Genomic DNA, 17,823 nt, shown 5'->3' with positions numbered 1-17,823 from the left:
TAAAAAAGCCTGAGCATGGTTTCATGCTCAGGCTTTTTTAGCTTTGCGCTGAGTTCGTCAATTCATGCGGTCGCGCGTCAAAATAGTATTGAGTCCCCTCAAGGCAATCTGATCGTCATCAGTTTGAGAGGTTCCAGCGGCCTTCATGATTCGTGCCATGCCATCCAAAATACGTTGTTTTTGCAAGACAGAAATGGGGGGAGACATTTGATTGGTGGAATTAAACATTTCCTGAACAACCTTCTGTGCTGGAACATTATCCATCGCAGAAGATAAAGTCGCCCCAGAAACCCGACCACTCATGGAGGCCACGCTTTGGGAATTATTCGTGGATTGTCCTGCCATGCTTGATTCAATCGCCTTTGTAATTTGAGCTTTAAACGATTCTTGTAAACGCTGTAAAGCTTCTTGATGGTGCTTATTATTCGCATCTGATTTGTCTTTATAAAACTGAGTAATGGCATTATTGACCATTTTTTGCGCCATTTGATTTAAAACCAACTGGCGTGTTTTCATATCCAAATCCCGAATGGTATCAATAAAATGAGTTAACAAATCACTTAAAAAGGCTTCCCCATTCACTGCCGGGAGCGGCGCCAAGATCAAGCGATCCGCAAGTGCATCTGCTTCATCTACCAACTTTTGCGTGCTTGCACTGAGATGGGGATCCCGAGAAATCACATGATCGCCACTGCTAAGCGGAGGAAGTCCATTTGCGACCATGACTTGATCATTGGCCTGAGAAAGCTGATTTAAACTTTCTGCAAATTGACGATCCATCTGATCCCAGATTGCATTGCTTGCAGATAAATTATTAAAGGTATTGCCCCAAGCTGCAGCTTGTTGATCAGGAGGCAAACTATAGTTATAATCTCGTTCTGCATCAGCAGCCTGATTAAAATCCATAAGAGAAGCAACGACTGGATTACTCGCGGCCAATGCAGTTAAACCGCTGGGACTCATATTCAAGTTCATTGCTGTAGTCGAATATTCAGCTTGTCTGTCTGCTATTGAACTTAAGGGAGGTTCACCGGTTAGATTCGAACGTGCTATATCATTCGCAGTAGACATTACTCCAAATTGCTGAATGGTTGAAGAAATGACAGCACTTGGACTGTAAGTTTTAATCCGAGCTAAAAATTGTGGTGGGGTAAGGACCCTAGTGGCAGGTTCTAACCCCAAACCTGTTAAAACCTGATTTTGAACAGCCAAAGCAGTAGGAGCAACAATCGTACCATTTTCTAATCCTGTAACGATTTGAGTAAATGCCTGATCTTTTTCTTGTGGTGTTCCTGCGGTTTCAAATGCACTAACGACACCTCGAATCACCTTTCGCCCGTGGGTCGTCTGAAGTGGGTCACTATTCAGTCCGGCCTCTAAAGTACGAACCTGACGGCCAACCTTAAAGTCAGCATAAGCGCGAGCCGATGTTGGAGAAAGTTGCCCTGTATTTGTCAGTTCTGTTTGAACAGTCTCTAACATCCGAATCTGAGAGGCCTTTGTCGGCGAGTCAGGCAAAGCACGCAGATCACTAAGTGCTTTTGTCATCGATTCTTGCATGGAATGGTAGTTCTTACTCACTGCACTCAGCTGCTGAATACCCGCCAACTGAGGCGCTAAAGCATCTTGCTTTGCCTTGGACTCACGCAGTTTCCCTAACAAATCAGCGGCCTTGGGAGAGGGCGATTTCGATAATAGATCAATGGCCTCATCGATATTCGTAACCTGAACTCTCAGAACATCTGAATCATTTACTTGCGAGATCAAATCACGCGCTTCTTGATCTAATTCCTGGTACTGCTGTTTTGCAGAATCCAAAATGGGTTGGTATTGCTCAGCAAATTTAGGGCTTTTAATAATTTGAGTGACATAACTGGGGGTTGTATCTTTGCCCGAAGATTTAATGAAAGCCAAGGCTTCTTCGACAGAGGTAACATTTGCTCCCCCCTCTAAGGCTTGTACCTGTTTGACAAAATCATCTCCCAAAACACCGGTTGCCAGATCATTGACCAATTCAGAGTTTTTCAAATTACCAGCCAGCTTCGAAATATCTTGCTGACTTTCCACAAATTTCTCCGAACGAATACCTTTCAAATTGGCCGTAATCTCTTCAGTTGAGCCACTCTTTGCAACTTGTTGAACACTGGCGGCAATACTTTCAGGCGATTCACCTGATTGAACCCCTTGAGCAGCCAACATAAATACGACCTCAGCATCTGCCGTATCAATGCCTTTGCTCTTTAAGTCTTGGTAGGTTTCCAAAACAGTTAAACTGGATTCAAAAGCTCCTTCAGGCGGCGTAATTTTTCCATTTGGGGTTTGAATTGAACCTGTCGGGTTTTGAACCAATTGTTTTAAAATGGCAGCAGCCTGTTTAGCTTCCGGAGAAGCACTGTCATCAGACTCAATTTGCGCAATCGTTTCAAGAGCTTTGGTCTTTCGCTGTTCTTGCTCAGGTGAAAGTGGTTTCACATTGGCAGGATCTTCACCAACGCCTTCCAGAAAAACATTCGATAAGGATGGGCGGGGGGTGGCCGCAGGAGCTGAGCCCGTTGCCCCAGGAGAAGTTGATGCCGGCTGACTAGGCGCAGCAGATGTCGGTGAGGGACTGGTTAAAAATGAGGCATAGGAAGGAAAACTCAGAGAAAGGGAACCTGGATTATATCCCCCCAACCCGCCGGACAGCCCGCCAAAACTTAAAGAAGGAGAATACAAACTGAAAGGATCATTGTAAAGACTGCTCCCCCCCACACCACAAAAGCCAAGAGAGCTTGAAAGTGGGGCTGGGTTCAACAATGAAGAACTGGCAGATGAAAAGTCATAGGGATCAGGAGAGGTAATGATTGGAGACACGCCCAAATTAAGATCCAAACCAGTTCCAAGCATCAATGAAGAGGCAGGATTGTTAACCCCACTGGTGGAGCCAAGATTAAAGTCTCTCAACATAAAATCAGAGGCAATTGCTCCTGAATAGGGTGCAATTTCAATATCTCCCAATGCATTATCGGGAACGGTTACATTCCCTGGAGTACCATCGCTTACAGGAGCAGCCCCCCCCTCGGTCGTGGGCACAGAAGCAGCATCAGTTGTAGGTGCAGGAACAGCTGGCTCCTCAGGCTTCATTTTTTGCAGATTTTGCAAAACCTTATTAAAATCAGCTTCTTGAGCAGGATTTTCAAACTTTACTTCTTGATTATTTTGAAGTTGAGTTAATGCTGCCCGAGTAGCATCCAATTGGGCCTGCAATTGAGTACGCCCAGTATCTGAAATACCATGTTGTGTCAAAAGATTGGCCAAAGTGGACTCAGCCTCTTGCAAATCATTGACCATATCACTGCGGGAGACTGCAGAATCTTGAGAGGATTGGGAGGCCTCATAAACGGCACTTTTCGCCCCCACCATAGCATTTCTGATCGCATCAAGTTTTGCTTGATCTTCAGGTGAGGTTGTTGGCTGAGCTTGAAGTGCAGCTAACTCTTGACGAACAGATTCTTTCGCGGCATCTGGAACAGCAGGATTATCTAAAAATGCTTGTTTAGAGGCAATATCCTCAGCACTTGGAGTCATAACCGGCTCAACATCAAGTGTTTTTTGCATTTGATGCAGGTTTGCATAGATATTATTCAGTTGGGTCATCTGGGCGGCCCCCATGGCCCCACCCTCTTTTAAATATTGCTTCAAATCAGAAACCTGACCCCGAAGCAAATCTATTGCACTTTCATCTGTTCCGCGAATCACCTGTTTATAAAGGTCAGGGTTACTTGCTTTCAAATCATCCAATTGCGCAATCAAAGTACTCGCTTTATCAACAGCTGACTGGGCGTCGGTTTTTGCCAATTCATTGACGGATTCAAGCGTTTGATTAATTTCAGAAACAGCGGCAGGGACTTGTATGTCACCATTTGCAATATTGCTTTTTTGTTCTTTAGCAATTGCACTTGAATCTGTAGCATTCCAAAATGCGCCCAAAAGCGTTCCCATATAGGCAGAATTGATACGGGGGTTATCGGTAGGCGGATTTTGGGCATAGCTGTTCATCAAAGCAGTAAGATCTGATGAATTCACCCAATCTCCTTGCTTTGGATCGTTTTTAAAGTCAGTGATCTTTTTTTGTAAGGTTTCAATTTTATCTGTAACAGCTTGGCTATTAGGGTCGACCCCTTCTCCCATACTGGCGGCCAAGCGCTTACGCACATCCGAATCCGGTGCTGTTGCCTGTTGAAGCTCTTGTTCCAAAGGGCCCATCATATTGATCAGATTGTTACGGTCAAGTTCATGCTTCTGATCCATCGCCATTGTTTGAGGAGGATTCGCTATCGAAGGAATATTTCCATCAGAAATATTCAGTGTATGAGATTCAATATTTGTGCCCCCAAACAAACCAAAGGAGGCTTTCGATAAAAAGCTTTTCGACTCAGTTACCAATTTGAGCTTAGAAAAATTCAGACTGTTGGGATCATTTTCATGGGCGGTTACATTTTTAAGCTCTTGAATATTTTGATCCACGACTTCTTGGCTGGTAATACTGCCACCGATTTGATCAAAAAGCTTTTTCTCTTCGTCCGTCAAACCTGTCGTATCCAATTTCTTGGTGAACAAACCGGTCAGCATGGATTTTTCGTCATCCGTCAGGCCAGAGGCATCTTCAGAAGCAACTTGCACCAAACGCGCAAGTTCTTTGGCTTCAACGGTATTATCTGAAGCCGCTTTATGCACTTCCTGCATGAAACGGGTAGAGACTGAAAAATTATTACCGGATTGAATCTCTGTCATGGTCTTGTCCTTAACCTTTTAATCTTAAAAATGAAACATTATCGCGTTCAATGCCCAAACAGTACATGAGCTTTCGTAAGGCTTACTGTCTTTTTATACCCCACAGCGCGAGGTTTATAACATGAAAACCCCTGCTGAAATGATAATTTTTCAGCAGGGGACATGAAGCCTTGCCTTCTCTTACAAAAGCAGGCAAACAAAGTACTGGGCTTAATTCTCAAACCTGTTTAAAAGCGCGAAAATACCCGGTTGACCCGTAATTTTACTGCCCTCAAACAAAGCCTGAAGCAGTTTTTGCTTGCTGACACGGGTCATCATATTGTCCTGCGTAGGGCCTTCCAGTAACTGGCTAAAATGCGCTTTGAGCTGTTGCTCTGAAAGATTGACGGCCTCACCCGTTTTACTCCCCAGTTGTGCCCCTTCTGCCATGGCCGCTTGCGCGCTGTCGGCATGCATCAAGCCACGTTCAATACTCTTTTCAATTTGGCCCTTGAAGCCTTCAGTCAATTCATTGAGCATTTTTTCGTGGTATTGATTGTTTTGATCGGCCCGTTCTTTATAGAGGCGTGTAATCGCATTGTTCATCATTTTTTGGGTCATTTGCGCCAATACCAGCTTGCGTGATTCAAAGTCCAGATCACGGATACTGTCTAAAAATTTCTGCAAAAGCTCAGATAAAAAGGCTTCACCACTGACCTCAGGGGTTGGTGCCAGAATCGCATTTGCAAACTGATCAGCTTGGGCAACCAAGCTCTTTGCCTCTGCAGAAAGCTGGGGTTCAGCCGAAAAGGAAGGATCCCCAGACAGGGGATCTGAACTGTTGATATAACTCAGATCCATTCCCGGCAATCCTGCAGCTTGCATAAAGGGGTTGATTTCCTGCAAATAGCTTTCAACCCCTTTCATCAAGGTATTGTCGGCATGAGCTGAAATCTGATCCCCTCGCCCAAAGATCCCCAAAACCCCAGCCAATTGAGAGGGCGGCGTCTGGGCAATAATTGTGCCCCTTTGGCGCATCATTTGCGTCATTTCATGTAAAAACTTACCCGGATACCAGCGGTCACGGTCAGGGGGATTAAAGGAGGTGATATTCATTCCTCCCAAATCTATTTTCGGAGGGACAAAGCCTGCTTCATTCATTTGAATGCCCGCAGTAAACAGATTATTAATATCTTGAACAACACGCCCCATAGGCCCCCCCATAGCAACAACAAGCCCTCGATCCCCACCACCAGACGAACCAGAATTTCCGCCCTGCAAACTCACGGCTGTGGTCATGGCTGCAGGATCGGTACCTGCTGCTTCAATCCGTGTAGCCAAGGCCCCTAAATTCGCATTCAGATTCTCAGCAGCTTTTTCAGGCCCCAGCGTCTGTAACTCGTTTCTATAGGTGGCCATAAACTGACGCAACTGCGTTCCTCCCCCGACAGCCCCAATTAAAGCAGCCTGGGTTTCGGGCTTGTATTCTCCGTTGGCAATCTCAGTCTGGGCCATACTAATAATGCTTACATTGTTCAAGATCTGCCCGGAAGTATTCGCCAAAGCCCGCACCTGGGGAGGCTGAGAGGTATTACTAGACAAGGCTGCCAACTCACCTTGAACATCGCTCAAAGCAGGGCCATTGGGCATAAAGGGGGCAGCCAGAAACGCATCCAACTGGGGAGTCGCAATACCCTGTGCTTTGAGCTGATCTCTCATTTCAGTCATGCCAGTGAGATATTCCTGCTTTGAATTCTCAATCATGGTGAGCATCGAAGTTGTTGCTTGGGTATTTTTAGTCTCTAAGGCAACCACAGCCTGGCGAACCTGCTCAATATTATCAAGTTTTTCAAGCTGGCTTTTCATGACCGGATTGTCACTTGCACCCGGGCTTTGATTAATTTTCAGCTTCACAGCCGCAACAGCTTTTTCTATTTTTGCAAGCTTTGTTGCATCCAGACTTTCAAGGTCTTCAGGTTTTAATCCCTGTTCTGCCAAGGCTTTGTCCATCACCGCCATCATTTCTGGGTCTTTAATCAAATTCGCCAGACTGTTTTGGCTCTCTTTAATCTGTGCTTTTTCCTGAATCGTATTTAAGTTTTCTTCTGCCAAATCTTTGACCATGCCTGCGTTGTCCATAAAGACTGAATTCACGCGCTGACGCATTTCACGGTTTTCATGGGCCAGATCAAGGGGGCCTACTTTCTTGGCAATGGTATTCATCCAGGTCACAGCTTTAATTTCACTTCCACCGCTGGAAGAAGTTTTGCCCATGGCATTCATATTTTCTTTAAAACTGTTCAAGCTGATCAAAGAATCAAACCCAGAAGTCAACTCGCCGCCACCATTTCCTTCGGCTTTCTGGCGTTCCCCCACCTTTAAGATCGCTTCAATTTCATCGACCAACTTTGTTGCTGCGGCATTGGCCAAATGGCTGATACGATTGGCCTGAAGCATGAGCATTTGGGCTGCTTCTGGGCTTAGATTCGGATCCTTGAGCAGGTTTTGGATTTCCTGAGGAAAGGTATAACTGCCTGATTCATCTTTGGCAAAGACCTGGGTTAGATTTTTGAATGAGGGAGCTGTTTCTAGTTTTTGCATCAAGGCAGGAGTGGCCTTCAAATCATCCAGCACATCTACTGTGGCTTGGAGCATAAACCTGTCACTCAAACTCAGCCCTTGGGGTTTACCCTGGGTAGATATCGCCTGCATCACCTTATCTAATTTTTGCTGTTCAGCTGAATCTGCGGGTGGAAATTCACCCTTGTTGATCTGCCCCAAAGCCCCATTGATGGTTTTCAGCTGTTCCTGCAGTTTTGCTTTAACGGGCAAAGACAAATCAGGGTTGGCGATCAGGGTTTCCAAGTCTTTCTTTGCAAGCGTAATTTCAGCCTTGAGCGAATCATGGGCCTGAATTTGATTTTGCAGGGCGCTTTGTGCCGCATCTAAAAGTGAATCATTGTTCCAATGCCCAGAATTGATCGCTTCTTTGCCGTTTTCACCGGCCTGAACCTTATCCAATTGGGCTTTGAGTTCAGGCTGCTCTTGAGACAAACGCTGAAGAAAATCTGACATTCCCGCCATTTCAGGCGATTTTAAAGCTTCAACCAATTGCTGGCGTTGGTCTTCAGGCATTGAAGCCAATTCTTTTGAGAGTGCTTCAGCCCGGGCAGATCCCCCTGGAACAGAAAGCCAGAGGGGGGTAGGAGGCGCAAGAGGAGCAGCCATCAGTGACAAGGGCCGGTTACTCAAACCGATCGTGGGAGCTGTTAATTGAAATGCGCCTGATGAAGCATTGGAGCTGCCAAAGGTTTGCCCCAAACCCAAATCAAAGCTGCTGTTTCCAGTGGGTGTGAGTTCATTGTCATTTGGAATCAAACTTGAATCCATGCTCATCGAAGAAAGAGCCAAGGAAGGCGGCATGAAGTAATTGTCCAAATTAAAACTGGGAGAATAAAAGGCCCCCCCCAGTGCCAAGGAGCCAAAACCAAACGAACTGAACATATCTGCAGTGAAAATCGCATTCACTTTTTCAGTATTGCCACTTTCAAGTGCAGTTTTCAATTCCTGTTCTGAAAAGGTTAAAAAAGACTTTTCAGAAAGATAGGTCAATATTTTAGAATACTCATCTGCCTTGGGCAGAATTCTTACCAACTCAGGATTCTTGATCAACAAATCCAGCTTTTTTTTATCTTCTTCTGAGCTGAGTTTGTCTTTGGCAACCAAGAGGGCAGATTGGGTTTCCTCAGCCAGAGGTGCCGACCCTTTGCTGATTTCGGTTTTAATATACACTTCATCCAAAGCAGAAGAGATTTGATTTAAAATTGAAACCTTATCCTGTAGCTCCGGGCTCGCCTTAAGTGCATTCAGTTTTTGCTCAAGAGCAGCCGCATCTGCTGCCTGGCCTTCGTATTGATTGGGATAAGCCTTTAAATAGGCTAAAACAGATTCTCCTTTTTGGGCAAAAGCATCGACAGCACGAACAGCGGCAGAGGCATGGGCCTTTAATTCTTCAGCCAATTCTTCACCGGTTTTCAAATCCCCCAAACTGCTGGAGGTTCCCGTTAAGGCCTCCATTTGATGGTTTAAATTGGAATATTTTTGTTCTACATCTAATACAGCCTCTTTAAATTTGACATAAGACTGTTCTTGAGCCGCAGGAACGCTTTTTTCAAAGGCATACAAATTAGAATAAAGATTGGATCTTAAATCTGAATAACTTCCGGCATTGGGTTGGGTCAGGTACTGATCCGCTGATTTTACAAGACCCGCACGGTAGGCATTTATTTGAGGTTCAGAAAGAGGTGAGGGCTCAGTGTTTAAATAGGCCCCCAAAACATCTTCTGGTGTTTGACCCTTTTGAAGCTGAAGTTCACCCTTCGTGAGATTGTCGATCGCACTTGAAATTTCAGACTGTAATTGCTGGTTGTTTTCTTGCTGGAAACGGGTTTCTAAACGCAAAGCTTCGATTTGCGCTTGAATGCCGTTGCGCGCGTCAGAATCGGTGACCGATTCCAATTGCGTTTCCAATTCCTGAATTTGTGTGCCCAAGGTTTCAAGTTTTTGATGGCCCGTTTCAAGGGATGCTTTTTTATTCAGAATATCACTTAAAGAGGCACTTAAATTTTTGCGATCGGAGTCTGAAATCAAACCTTTTTGCTCTAAATCATTTAAAAGATTGGGATTAAATTTGAGCAGTTCCAAAAAACCTTTGCCAGCATCGTTTTCAACCAGACGTTTCAAGCTTGTTTGCAGTTGTTCATTGCTCACCGCCTGGGGATTATTCAAAAGCTCCCTTAATGCTTTGACCTGGGTCTGCAAATGATTTACAGATTGCGAATAGGCCGACTGGTTGGGACTCAGCACCTGAGCCTGTTCCTCGGTTAAATTGGCAGGCACAGCCACTTGCGGGAGCTTCACAGACGGCGTGGCTGTAGGGGTATAGTTTTCCTGGGGAAGATACGGATTGGGAACATTCATTGGAGCAGAGGAATGGGCTGCAGGTTTGGGCAAAGGTGTATCAGTGGGAACAGAAGGTGTCGAAGCAGGAGAAGCACTGGGTGTATTAGCGGGAGTTTCAGTCGAACTTGCTGTCTGATTGGGAACCGGATCGGAACTGGAATCTGGTGGTTCTAAATCCTGGATATGCAAAGCGCGGGTCGCATCACCAAACCAGCCATCGGTAGTGACCTGCATGCCTTCAAAATTTACTTCATTGGGTTTCATTCCATCCTGAAAGGCCTGCAAGCGTTTCAGATTCGCTTCAAGAATTTTCTTGTCAGTGCCAACATTGACCCCTAAAACAGTATGCAAATCTGTGAAAGACTCAATGATTTCTTTTGTAATTGCAGCATCTGGGCTCTTTGCCTCTGCACTCTCCAAATGCGTTTTTAAGGCCGCCAACTTGGCTTTATCGGCACTGTCGACCTGGCCATCCTGAAGAATCTCTTTGACCAGTTTTCGCGAGGTTTCATCGCCAAGCTTTTGTGCAAACTGTCTGGAAATATTCAAATCACCCATTGAAGTAATAACCTTTTGCTTTCAAATCTGTTACTGCCTTTTGTATACCCGAACTTACATGCTTTAAAACAGTTTGAGAGCAAACCGAAACGCGCAAAGAGACTGGGATAAACTACATAAACACACAAAAACACCGGGCTGAGTGCCCGGTGACAAGTGTTAAAAGAGGAGACAAGGCCCCACCCGAAGATGGGGCAGATTCATAACTATTTCTGTTGGTAAGCCTGAAGGATCTCACCAGAGCGGTCAGCCACAGCTGCGGCTTGACTGCGAATACCGTCAATGCTCTTGTCTACAACTTGAGCACGGTCAATATCACGGGCGCTACGGGCCTCGAAAAGCGCATCATAGAGCTTTTCATTGGCATTCATCGCAGTCTGTTTATCTGCCTGGGGATTGTAGCTTTCTACTTTACCAGCCAGGGTACGCAGGGCAACGGCTTCTTCTTTAAAGCCCTGATCTTTGCTGTGGCCTACCAAGGCTCCAATTCCAGCCGCTGCAGCAGCGCCAATACCGGCACCAATGGCAGCATTTTTCAGATTTTTGCCACCGGCAAAGAAACCAATCGCGCCCCCAGCGACGAGGCCAATACCAGCGCCGACGCCAGCATAGGGTGTTGCACGGCCAGTGGCCTGAGCATCGGTTGCATCAGCTTTGCTGCGCAGACGTGAACCAATCACATTGGCTGATTCAGAACTGTTTTCAATGGCGGTGATATTGCTGAAAGCACGGCTGATGGCGGCATCAGTCCCCCGGATATTCGCTTGCAGATCAGGCAAATCACGGGTTTGCTGTTCAATCGCCTTCAGGCTGTTGTTCATGGTGGCATAGGCTGCCTGAAGATTGGTATTGATCATTTCCTGTTCGCGAATATGGGGCTGCAGACGATCATAGTAGGGATCCTGGGGAATCACAGGCTGGCTATTGTCATGGTTGCCGCCGCCATTGAAGGGATCGTTGCCATAAGGATTGTTTGAACCCACATTGTTGCCATTGCCAGGTTTGAAAGGATCCACACCATTGGGAGAACCATTGTGGCCACTGCCGGGTTTGAAGGGATCCACGCCATTGGCAGAACCACTGTTGCCGCTACCGGGTTTGAAAGGATCTGTTCCGACTGCATTGCCGCTTCCGCCTTGTTTAAAAGGGTCATGGGTTTCACGGTAGCCACTGCCTGAGCGGGGGCTATAATCGTTGAACCAATCACGGGTCTGGCTGATATTCTGCTGCATACGCGCAGTCCAGGTACGCCAACTTGCACTGTTGAGGGTCGTTTTGGCCTGAATATTAATCGCACGGGTGGTGGCATCATTGCCATTGGCGGTCATGTCTTTGATTGAGTGCAAGGAGCTTTCAAGTTTGTCGATTGCGCCATCATAGGCCCGGTTGCTGTCGAGCAGTTTATAGTAGCGATCGCGGGAATTGTCATCGCTGTAAACAGTAGGTGTCCAGACATGGACGTTGGAAATACCATTTTGCGCGGTGGAATGAACGCTTTTGAGGGTTTCAAGACCTTCGACATAAATACGGAAGCCTTTGGCTTCTTGAACTGTACCCTGACGAATTTCGACTGCATCGGCTTTGATCGCGTTGGTCAATTCAGCAGAACTGATCTCACCATTTTTATCACTGTCAATTTTGTTTTTAATATTGGGATCTGCTTGAAGTTCATCCATGACCTTATTGTTATTGCGATCCAAGGAACGAACCAGCCATTCGGCGTTACTGAACTGAATACTGCCTGCCATAAAATCCTCCAGAATAATCTTTAACACTTGATTTTGATAATTTATTTGTCGGCAAGAACCCCGCAAAACATTCTTAAGTCCCAGCCAAGCTTAGGTTAATAAACACTTAATCTTAGTTAAAGAAAAATGGGTATCCTGCTGAAACAACCCTCAATGGTTGTTTCCAGGCTATAATCAGGCTATGCAGAATAAACCCATTACAATTGGTCTGGCACAAATCAGCCAACAGGTTGGCAAAAGCCATTATTTTCCCTATTCAGTCGGTCTGCTCCAGGCCTACGCGCTGAAACATGCGAAAAACCCTGAACACTTCAGCTTTCTTCCCCCAGAATACCGACGTTTAAACGAAGCTCAGGCCAACCAGCATTTTGCACAGGCCGAGATCATTGGCTTCAGCCTGTATATCTGGAATCTGCGCAGGTCTCTGAAACTGGCCCAAGCCCTCAAACAAGAAAATCCAAAACGTCTGATTATCGCAGGAGGGCCTCAGGTCCCCGATCAAGCAGAGCACTTTCTGCGTGAACATCCTCAGTTGGATCTTGTCTTTCATGGGCCTGGCGAAAAGAGTTTTCTTGAAGTGATTGAACGCTGGCCCCATCAGGATTGGGAAGATATTCCCGGTATCAGCTATCTCCAGGGGGATCGGTTTATTTATCAGCCTCCCGCACCCCGGGAAACAGATTTGAGCGTGTATCCCTCGCCCTATCTGGAGGGTGTTTTTGATCCTCTCTTTGTTGACAATCAAGATTGGATTGGATTGCTGGAAACCAATCGCGGTTGCCCCTTTGCCTGTACTTTTTGTGATTGGGGCTCTGCCTTGCAAAGCAAAGTCTATCGCTTCCCAATCGAAAGGGTCTTTGCTGAAATTGAGTGGATTGCCCGCAACAAAGTCGGCAATGTCTTTACCTGTGACGCCAATTTTGGGATTTTGCCACGGGATATCGAGATCGCCAAGCATGTGGCGTCGATGAAAAACAGCTACGGCTATCCGCTCAGTTTTCAAAGCCAGACTTCCAAAAACACGCCTGAACGCGTGATTGAGATCCAAGAGATTTTACACAAAGCGGGTTTAGCTACCTATGCTGCAATCTCCTTGCAATCGGTAGACCCCCATACCCTGCGCAGTATTAGACGCGAAAATATCTCTCTGGATGCCTATCGCAAGGTACAGGCAGCAGCTCTGCAGTCAGGAATCGTTGCCTATACGGATATGATTCTGGCCCTGCCCGGAGAAAGTTATGAATCCTTTGTAGAGGGTATCAATACCGTCATTGAAAATGGTCAACACACCAAAATTCTTTTTCACAATGCCACGCTTTTGCCCAATGCCGAAATGGCCTCCCCCGCCTATCGTGAACGCTTTCAACTTGAAACCACCTGGGTCAGTCTGCCAGGCCATACCCCCGCAGAAGATGGCATTCCTGAATTGATGGAAATCATCATCGCCAGCAATACCCTGAATCGCTCAGATTGGATTCAAATGCACATTTTTGCCTGGTTTACAGCCTTTCTCTACTATACGCATAAATTGCTGCAACCCACGCTGATGGTCTTGCATGCCGTATCACGGCTTTCTTACCGGCAATTGATTGAGCACTTTGTCACGGCCCCGCTGGAAAACTATCCCGTTTTAAACGAAATTCGCAAAGCTTTCACTGACACCGCTCACAAATACCAGCAAGGCTATCCTGCCAGCCAGCAGGAAACTCTGATTTGGACACTCTTCGATGGGATGTACCTAACCCCAGATAATTCCATGCAGATTCAGCTCTGGAACGCCAATCTGATAGATACTTTTTACAGCGAAGCAGGGGATTTTTTAGCCCGAAGAATACAGCATGAGAACCCCCATTTTGATTTGCGTCTGCTTGAAGAAAGCCTGATGTTCAATCGCAAACTCTTTTTGCGTCTCTTCAGCAACCAGCGCTTTCCGGTAGAAATCGCCCAACGCCCACTGAGCGAAAGTATTTTACCGCTGCATTATAATCTGCAAGCGTTTTATCAGGCCAAACTCCAATCTCAGACCATGAGTTTGCGAGAAATTCCTGAAACCTTGGTTCGAATTTAAATACACTCTGTATTCTTTTTTTCTAAAATTTGCATGAATCAGCCCGTCTCATTTCCTGCCCAAGGGAAGCAGCACCCTATTTTAACAGGAAACAAGTGCATTTTTGCTCCCTTAAGGTTTTACACTTTCGAACTTGACACCTGAAATACAAGCGTATAATATTGTATTTATTCAATCGCAAAAGCATTGAAATTTAATTAAAAACACAGGAGTTTTGCAATGGCCAGCGTCAGTACCTATCTCAATTTTTCAAATCATACGGAAGAAGTTTTCAAGTTTTATCAATCGATCTTTGGCGGAGAATTTACTTCTCTGCATCGCTTTTCGGATATTCCCAATCTGCCAAATGCAGATCAGATGTCAGAAGCCGATAAAAACGGCATCATGCATATTGAATTGCCCATTTTAGGTGGACACCGACTGATGGGAACCGATGCACCAGAATCCATGGGTTTTAAGCTGAGTTCAGGCAACAATGTCCACCTCAGTCTTGAGCCCGACTCGCGGGAAGAGGCAGACCGTCTCTTTCAAGCACTTTCTGAAGGTGGCAAAATCGAAATACCGCTTCAGGATATGTTCTGGGGAGCCTATTTCGGCTCTTGTGTTGATAAATATGGCATTCACTGGATGCTCAATTTCCCCAACGGAAACGAGTAGCGACTCTCTTTCCCACCCAGGACATAAAAACAGCCCCCAAAGCGCATTGACGCAAACGTCAAAGATCTGGGGGCTGTTTCAATTCTATTGAATATAAATCGGTTCGCGGGCTTGCCGTGATTCAATCGCATCGCCAATCGGATGGGATTGAACATTTTTTTCTTCCCGCAGACGTTCCTGAAGCATGAGCAAAGCTTCAAGAACAGCCTCAGGGCGAGGTGGGCACCCCGCAACATAGACATCCACCGGAACAATCTGGTCGATGCCTTGTACCGTACAGTAATTATTGTAAAAACCACCTGAACAGGCACAAGCCCCCATCGAGATGACCCATTTGGGTTCTGGCATCTGCTCATAAATCCGTTTCAGAATCGGAGCCTGTTTGTAATTAACCGTTCCTGCCACCACCAGCAAATCCGCCTGACGGGGAGAAAAACGAACGACTTCAGCACCAAAACGGGAGAAATCAAAGACAGAAGACATTACGCTCATAAACTCAATCGCACAACAGGCCGTCCCAAAAGGCAAAGGCCACAATGAATTTTTACGCCCCCAGTCTAAAACAGAGTCCAGGGTGGTGGTCAGAAATCCCTTGCCAGCTAAATCCTCTAATCCCATTTTAAGGCTCCTTTCTTCCAGATATATACATAACCTGCCAACAGAACAGTGAGGAACAAAAGCATTTCCCACAGTCCGGCAATTCCCAGAAGCTTGAAGTTAACAGCCCAAGGATAGAGAAAAACGGCTTCAACATCAAAAATAATAAAAATAATGGCCGTTAAATAATATTTAATCGAAACACGATCATCTGCAGTTCCCACTGTTTGGGAAATACCCGATTCATAGGGCAAAAATTTACTTGGCGTGCCGCCATGTTTGCCGCCGCCTAAAAGATTCGAAATTATCAAAATGGCAATGGGAACAGCAACTGCCAAAAGCAAAACTGTGATCATCGCCAGGGCATTTTCGGACATAAGCCATCGACTTTCTTGTCTGATTCTGTATGGGGGTATTATACCTGAGGATCCCCCTTTGCATAAATCGATTATAATGAGAGCCATGCATACTCTGGTACATCATTCAAAACTTGAAAGTAAAAACTTTGCGCCAGAAATCTGGCTTTTGGAATTATCTCCCACGACTCCCAAGGGCTTGGGAACCCTATGGCCCGAACTATTTAAATTACTTGAAAAAAGCAGAGTCTGCCTTTTGATTCGTTTTTTTGCCCTGGATCACCTCAGCACTGAAATGATTCAGGATTTGATTAAACTTGAAGAATTGGCCTGCGAACCCGAACTCAGAATCTATTGGTGCGATCTTTCCTCAATTCTGCAGCAGTTTCTAAAAGAAGCCCATCTTGACGCTATTTTCGAAATTCACAGCACCCGTTCAAAAGCCCTGGCCAATATTACAGCCCAGTGGCAAGAAGAAAAGCGTCTGTTTGTGGATATGGATTTTGAGATTCAAGGAAGTGGCAAAGGCTGAGGCAGGGGCTGAGGCAAAGGTTGAGGCGGAAGAGGCACCTCAATGGGTACAGGTTGTTTTTCCTGAGTGGGTGGAACAGGGCGAGTTTGCTCTCCTCCCACGGGCTGAATTTTATCGGCTCCGGGGGGCAAGGGCGCTTTTTCACTCGGAGAGATAGCAGCGTTTTCTGAGGCATTCAAAAGCTGCGAATCCCAATCTTGAACCGTCCCATCGGGATGATAGAGCTTATAGCTGTGCCCATTGTTGCTGCGATATATATTCTGATTCTGATCCAATTCTTGGTTGCGATCCTGATCGTAACCCACCTGCACTTCACGCAAGCCATTGCCTTCCGAATCAAAGGCAAGAATCACCAGAATATTCATAACTTCCAACTGTGTTTTCTCTGGCACGATCACCGGAATTTGGGCCATGTCTTTGAAATTATTAAATTCCAATTCAATCACGTGTTCACCTGATTCAATAAAAGGCAGGGTTTGCTCAAGCGGTTGTTCTGGGCTTAAATTGGATAAATCCAGACTGAAGGCCGAATTAAAACGCAGGGATTTCAATGAAGAAGCGACCAAAGGAATGGTTTGACCACTTGGAAGTTTATTGAGAAAAACCAGATGTACCTGCTGTAAATTGACCTTTTGAAATTTTTGGGCCAGATTGGCCACCAAAGCAGGCGAAATACCTTTGCATGCAGAAACAGACAATACGCCGAGCATGCTCAAAGCGAGTATTCCTGTGTTTAGAATTCTGTTGAAAGGCTTCATCGTTCTATTCTCTCTATTTTCTTCACTGAGTTCAGTGACGGGCTCAGGGGGCAAAGAGTTCCTTGCCAGGAAAACCCAGCAGGCGTCCCTGATACCTTGATCATACCGCAATCACAATCATAGGCAGTAGCAGATAAAGCATAAAAAAAGCCACCCTTTGGGTGACTTTTTCTAAAATTCTTAACGTTTATGAGATCGATTGACCGTCTTTGACCATGGCGGAATAGGCATTCACTGAGAAATCACCATTGGCCAATAAATCAAGCTGTTTACTGGAGATTCCTTTTTCTTTGATACCTTCACTGATCACGTCGATCAGGTTGCGGCCAACAAAATTACCATCACGGCTGGACTCCACCTTGCCATTTTTCATGACACCTTCAAGAAACTTTGCCACATTGGCCATTTGATCTTTGGAATAGCCTTGGGCTTTCATATGTTTATAAATGGCTGTCGCAGGAGACTGACCTTCGCGTACTGCATTCTGAACTTCTGCTACTGGTTTGCCAGTTTTAGCTGCTTTATGCCATTCGTCTTGCATACCTTGCAAATCTTCTTTAAGAAACAGCTGAGCCGTTCCTTTTTTCACTTCAGAGACATTCAGCTTTTCTTGGGGAAGTTGAAATGGATCTTTTTCAAGCACAGGGCCCTTCGGTTGTGCATCAAGGGGCTGTTTTTTGAGAATACTCAGAGGGTCCAGGCCTTTCATGCCAAGAGACTTATTGGGGTCATTAATTATCATACTCATCTTCTCTTTTCATTGATGCTTATTTTTAGTATAGGCGCTTCGAACCGATTTTATGCGTCAATTAACAGAAATTTAAATCTATAGAGT

The 17,823-nt window shown here is 45.6% G+C and carries 10 protein-coding genes; 3 read left to right on the top strand and 7 right to left on the bottom strand.

Annotation, left to right across the window (positions count from 1 at the left end; translation table 11 throughout):
• Positions 1 to 57: 57 nt before the first annotated feature.
• The 3 genes from COW20_06085 to COW20_06075 form a co-directional block, all read right to left on the bottom strand.
• On the bottom strand, positions 58 to 4,773 hold the full coding sequence (locus COW20_06085) for a hypothetical protein (protein ID PIW49370.1): 4,716 nt from the start codon (positions 4,771 to 4,773) through the stop codon (positions 58 to 60).
• 210 nt (positions 4,774 to 4,983) lie between these two features.
• Positions 4,984 to 10,272 (bottom strand): hypothetical protein, encoded by a 5,289-nt coding sequence (locus COW20_06080; GenBank protein PIW49369.1) that lies wholly within the window; start codon positions 10,270 to 10,272, stop codon positions 4,984 to 4,986.
• Positions 10,273 to 10,478: 206 nt separating this feature from the next.
• On the bottom strand, positions 10,479 to 12,020 hold the full coding sequence (locus COW20_06075) for a hypothetical protein (GenBank protein ID PIW49368.1): 1,542 nt from the start codon (positions 12,018 to 12,020) through the stop codon (positions 10,479 to 10,481).
• 157 nt (positions 12,021 to 12,177) lie between these two features.
• Here COW20_06075 and COW20_06070 point away from each other — a divergent pair, with 157 nt between their 5' ends.
• Positions 12,178 to 14,088 carry a hypothetical protein gene (locus COW20_06070; GenBank protein PIW49367.1) on the top strand — a complete coding sequence of 637 codons (1,911 nt, stop codon included), beginning with the start codon at positions 12,178 to 12,180 and terminating at the stop codon, positions 14,086 to 14,088.
• Positions 14,089 to 14,307: 219 nt separating this feature from the next.
• The gene (locus COW20_06065) at positions 14,308 to 14,745 is read left to right on the top strand and encodes a VOC family protein (GenBank protein PIW49366.1); all 438 of its coding nucleotides are present in this window, start codon (positions 14,308 to 14,310) and stop codon (positions 14,743 to 14,745) included.
• An 84-nt stretch (positions 14,746 to 14,829) separates the two neighbouring features.
• On the opposite strand, the gene COW20_06060 is transcribed toward COW20_06065, so the two are convergent.
• Together COW20_06060 and COW20_06055 are read right to left on the bottom strand one after the other, a co-directional pair.
• Positions 14,830 to 15,363: an NADH-quinone oxidoreductase subunit B gene (locus COW20_06060; GenBank protein PIW49365.1), complete on the bottom strand. Its 534-nt coding sequence runs from the start codon at positions 15,361 to 15,363 to the stop codon at positions 14,830 to 14,832.
• Positions 15,354 to 15,719, bottom strand: a complete 366-nt coding sequence (locus tag COW20_06055; protein ID PIW49364.1) for an NADH-quinone oxidoreductase subunit A — start codon at positions 15,717 to 15,719, stop codon at positions 15,354 to 15,356. The genes COW20_06060 and COW20_06055 overlap by 10 nt, the downstream gene beginning before the upstream one ends.
• A gap of 85 nt (positions 15,720 to 15,804) precedes the next feature.
• Here COW20_06055 and COW20_06050 point away from each other — a divergent pair, with 85 nt between their 5' ends.
• The gene (locus tag COW20_06050) at positions 15,805 to 16,230 is read left to right on the top strand and encodes a hypothetical protein (protein ID PIW49363.1); all 426 of its coding nucleotides are present in this window, start codon (positions 15,805 to 15,807) and stop codon (positions 16,228 to 16,230) included.
• On the opposite strand, the gene COW20_06045 is transcribed toward COW20_06050, so the two are convergent.
• Both COW20_06045 and COW20_06040 read right to left on the bottom strand, forming a co-directional pair.
• Positions 16,209 to 16,940, bottom strand: coding sequence for a hypothetical protein (locus COW20_06045; GenBank protein PIW49362.1), 732 nt, complete (start codon positions 16,938 to 16,940; stop codon positions 16,209 to 16,211). The two genes, COW20_06050 and COW20_06045, sit on opposite strands and share 22 nt — an antisense overlap.
• 235 nt (positions 16,941 to 17,175) lie before the next feature.
• Positions 17,176 to 17,730: a hypothetical protein gene (locus COW20_06040; protein ID PIW49361.1), complete on the bottom strand. Its 555-nt coding sequence runs from the start codon at positions 17,728 to 17,730 to the stop codon at positions 17,176 to 17,178.
• Positions 17,731 to 17,823 lie beyond the last annotated feature (93 nt).

This window comes from bacterium (Candidatus Blackallbacteria) CG13_big_fil_rev_8_21_14_2_50_49_14 (assembly GCA_002783405.1).
Lineage (GTDB): Bacteria > Cyanobacteriota > Sericytochromatia > UBA7694 > UBA7694.
Note: the sequence above shows the minus strand (reverse complement) of the source record. Positions and strands in the feature narration are given on the sequence as shown.

Excerpts from the sequence above, each read along its gene's own strand:
- COW20_06085 (PIW49370.1), bottom strand. The coding sequence starts at position 4,773 with ATGACAGAGATTCAATCCGGTAATAATTTTTCAGTCTCTACCCGTTTC.
- COW20_06080 (PIW49369.1), bottom strand. The coding sequence starts at position 10,272 with ATGGGTGATTTGAATATTTCCAGACAGTTTGCACAAAAGCTTGGCGAT.
- COW20_06075 (PIW49368.1), bottom strand. The coding sequence starts at position 12,020 with ATGGCAGGCAGTATTCAGTTCAGTAACGCCGAATGGCTGGTTCGTTCC.
- COW20_06065 (PIW49366.1), top strand. The coding sequence starts at position 14,308 with ATGGCCAGCGTCAGTACCTATCTCAATTTTTCAAATCATACGGAAGAA.
- COW20_06060 (PIW49365.1), bottom strand. The coding sequence starts at position 15,363 with ATGGGATTAGAGGATTTAGCTGGCAAGGGATTTCTGACCACCACCCTG.
- COW20_06055 (PIW49364.1), bottom strand. The coding sequence starts at position 15,719 with ATGTCCGAAAATGCCCTGGCGATGATCACAGTTTTGCTTTTGGCAGTT.
- COW20_06050 (PIW49363.1), top strand. The coding sequence starts at position 15,805 with ATGCATACTCTGGTACATCATTCAAAACTTGAAAGTAAAAACTTTGCG.
- COW20_06045 (PIW49362.1), bottom strand. The coding sequence starts at position 16,940 with ATGCTCGGCGTATTGTCTGTTTCTGCATGCAAAGGTATTTCGCCTGCT.
- COW20_06040 (PIW49361.1), bottom strand. The coding sequence starts at position 17,730 with ATGATAATTAATGACCCCAATAAGTCTCTTGGCATGAAAGGCCTGGAC.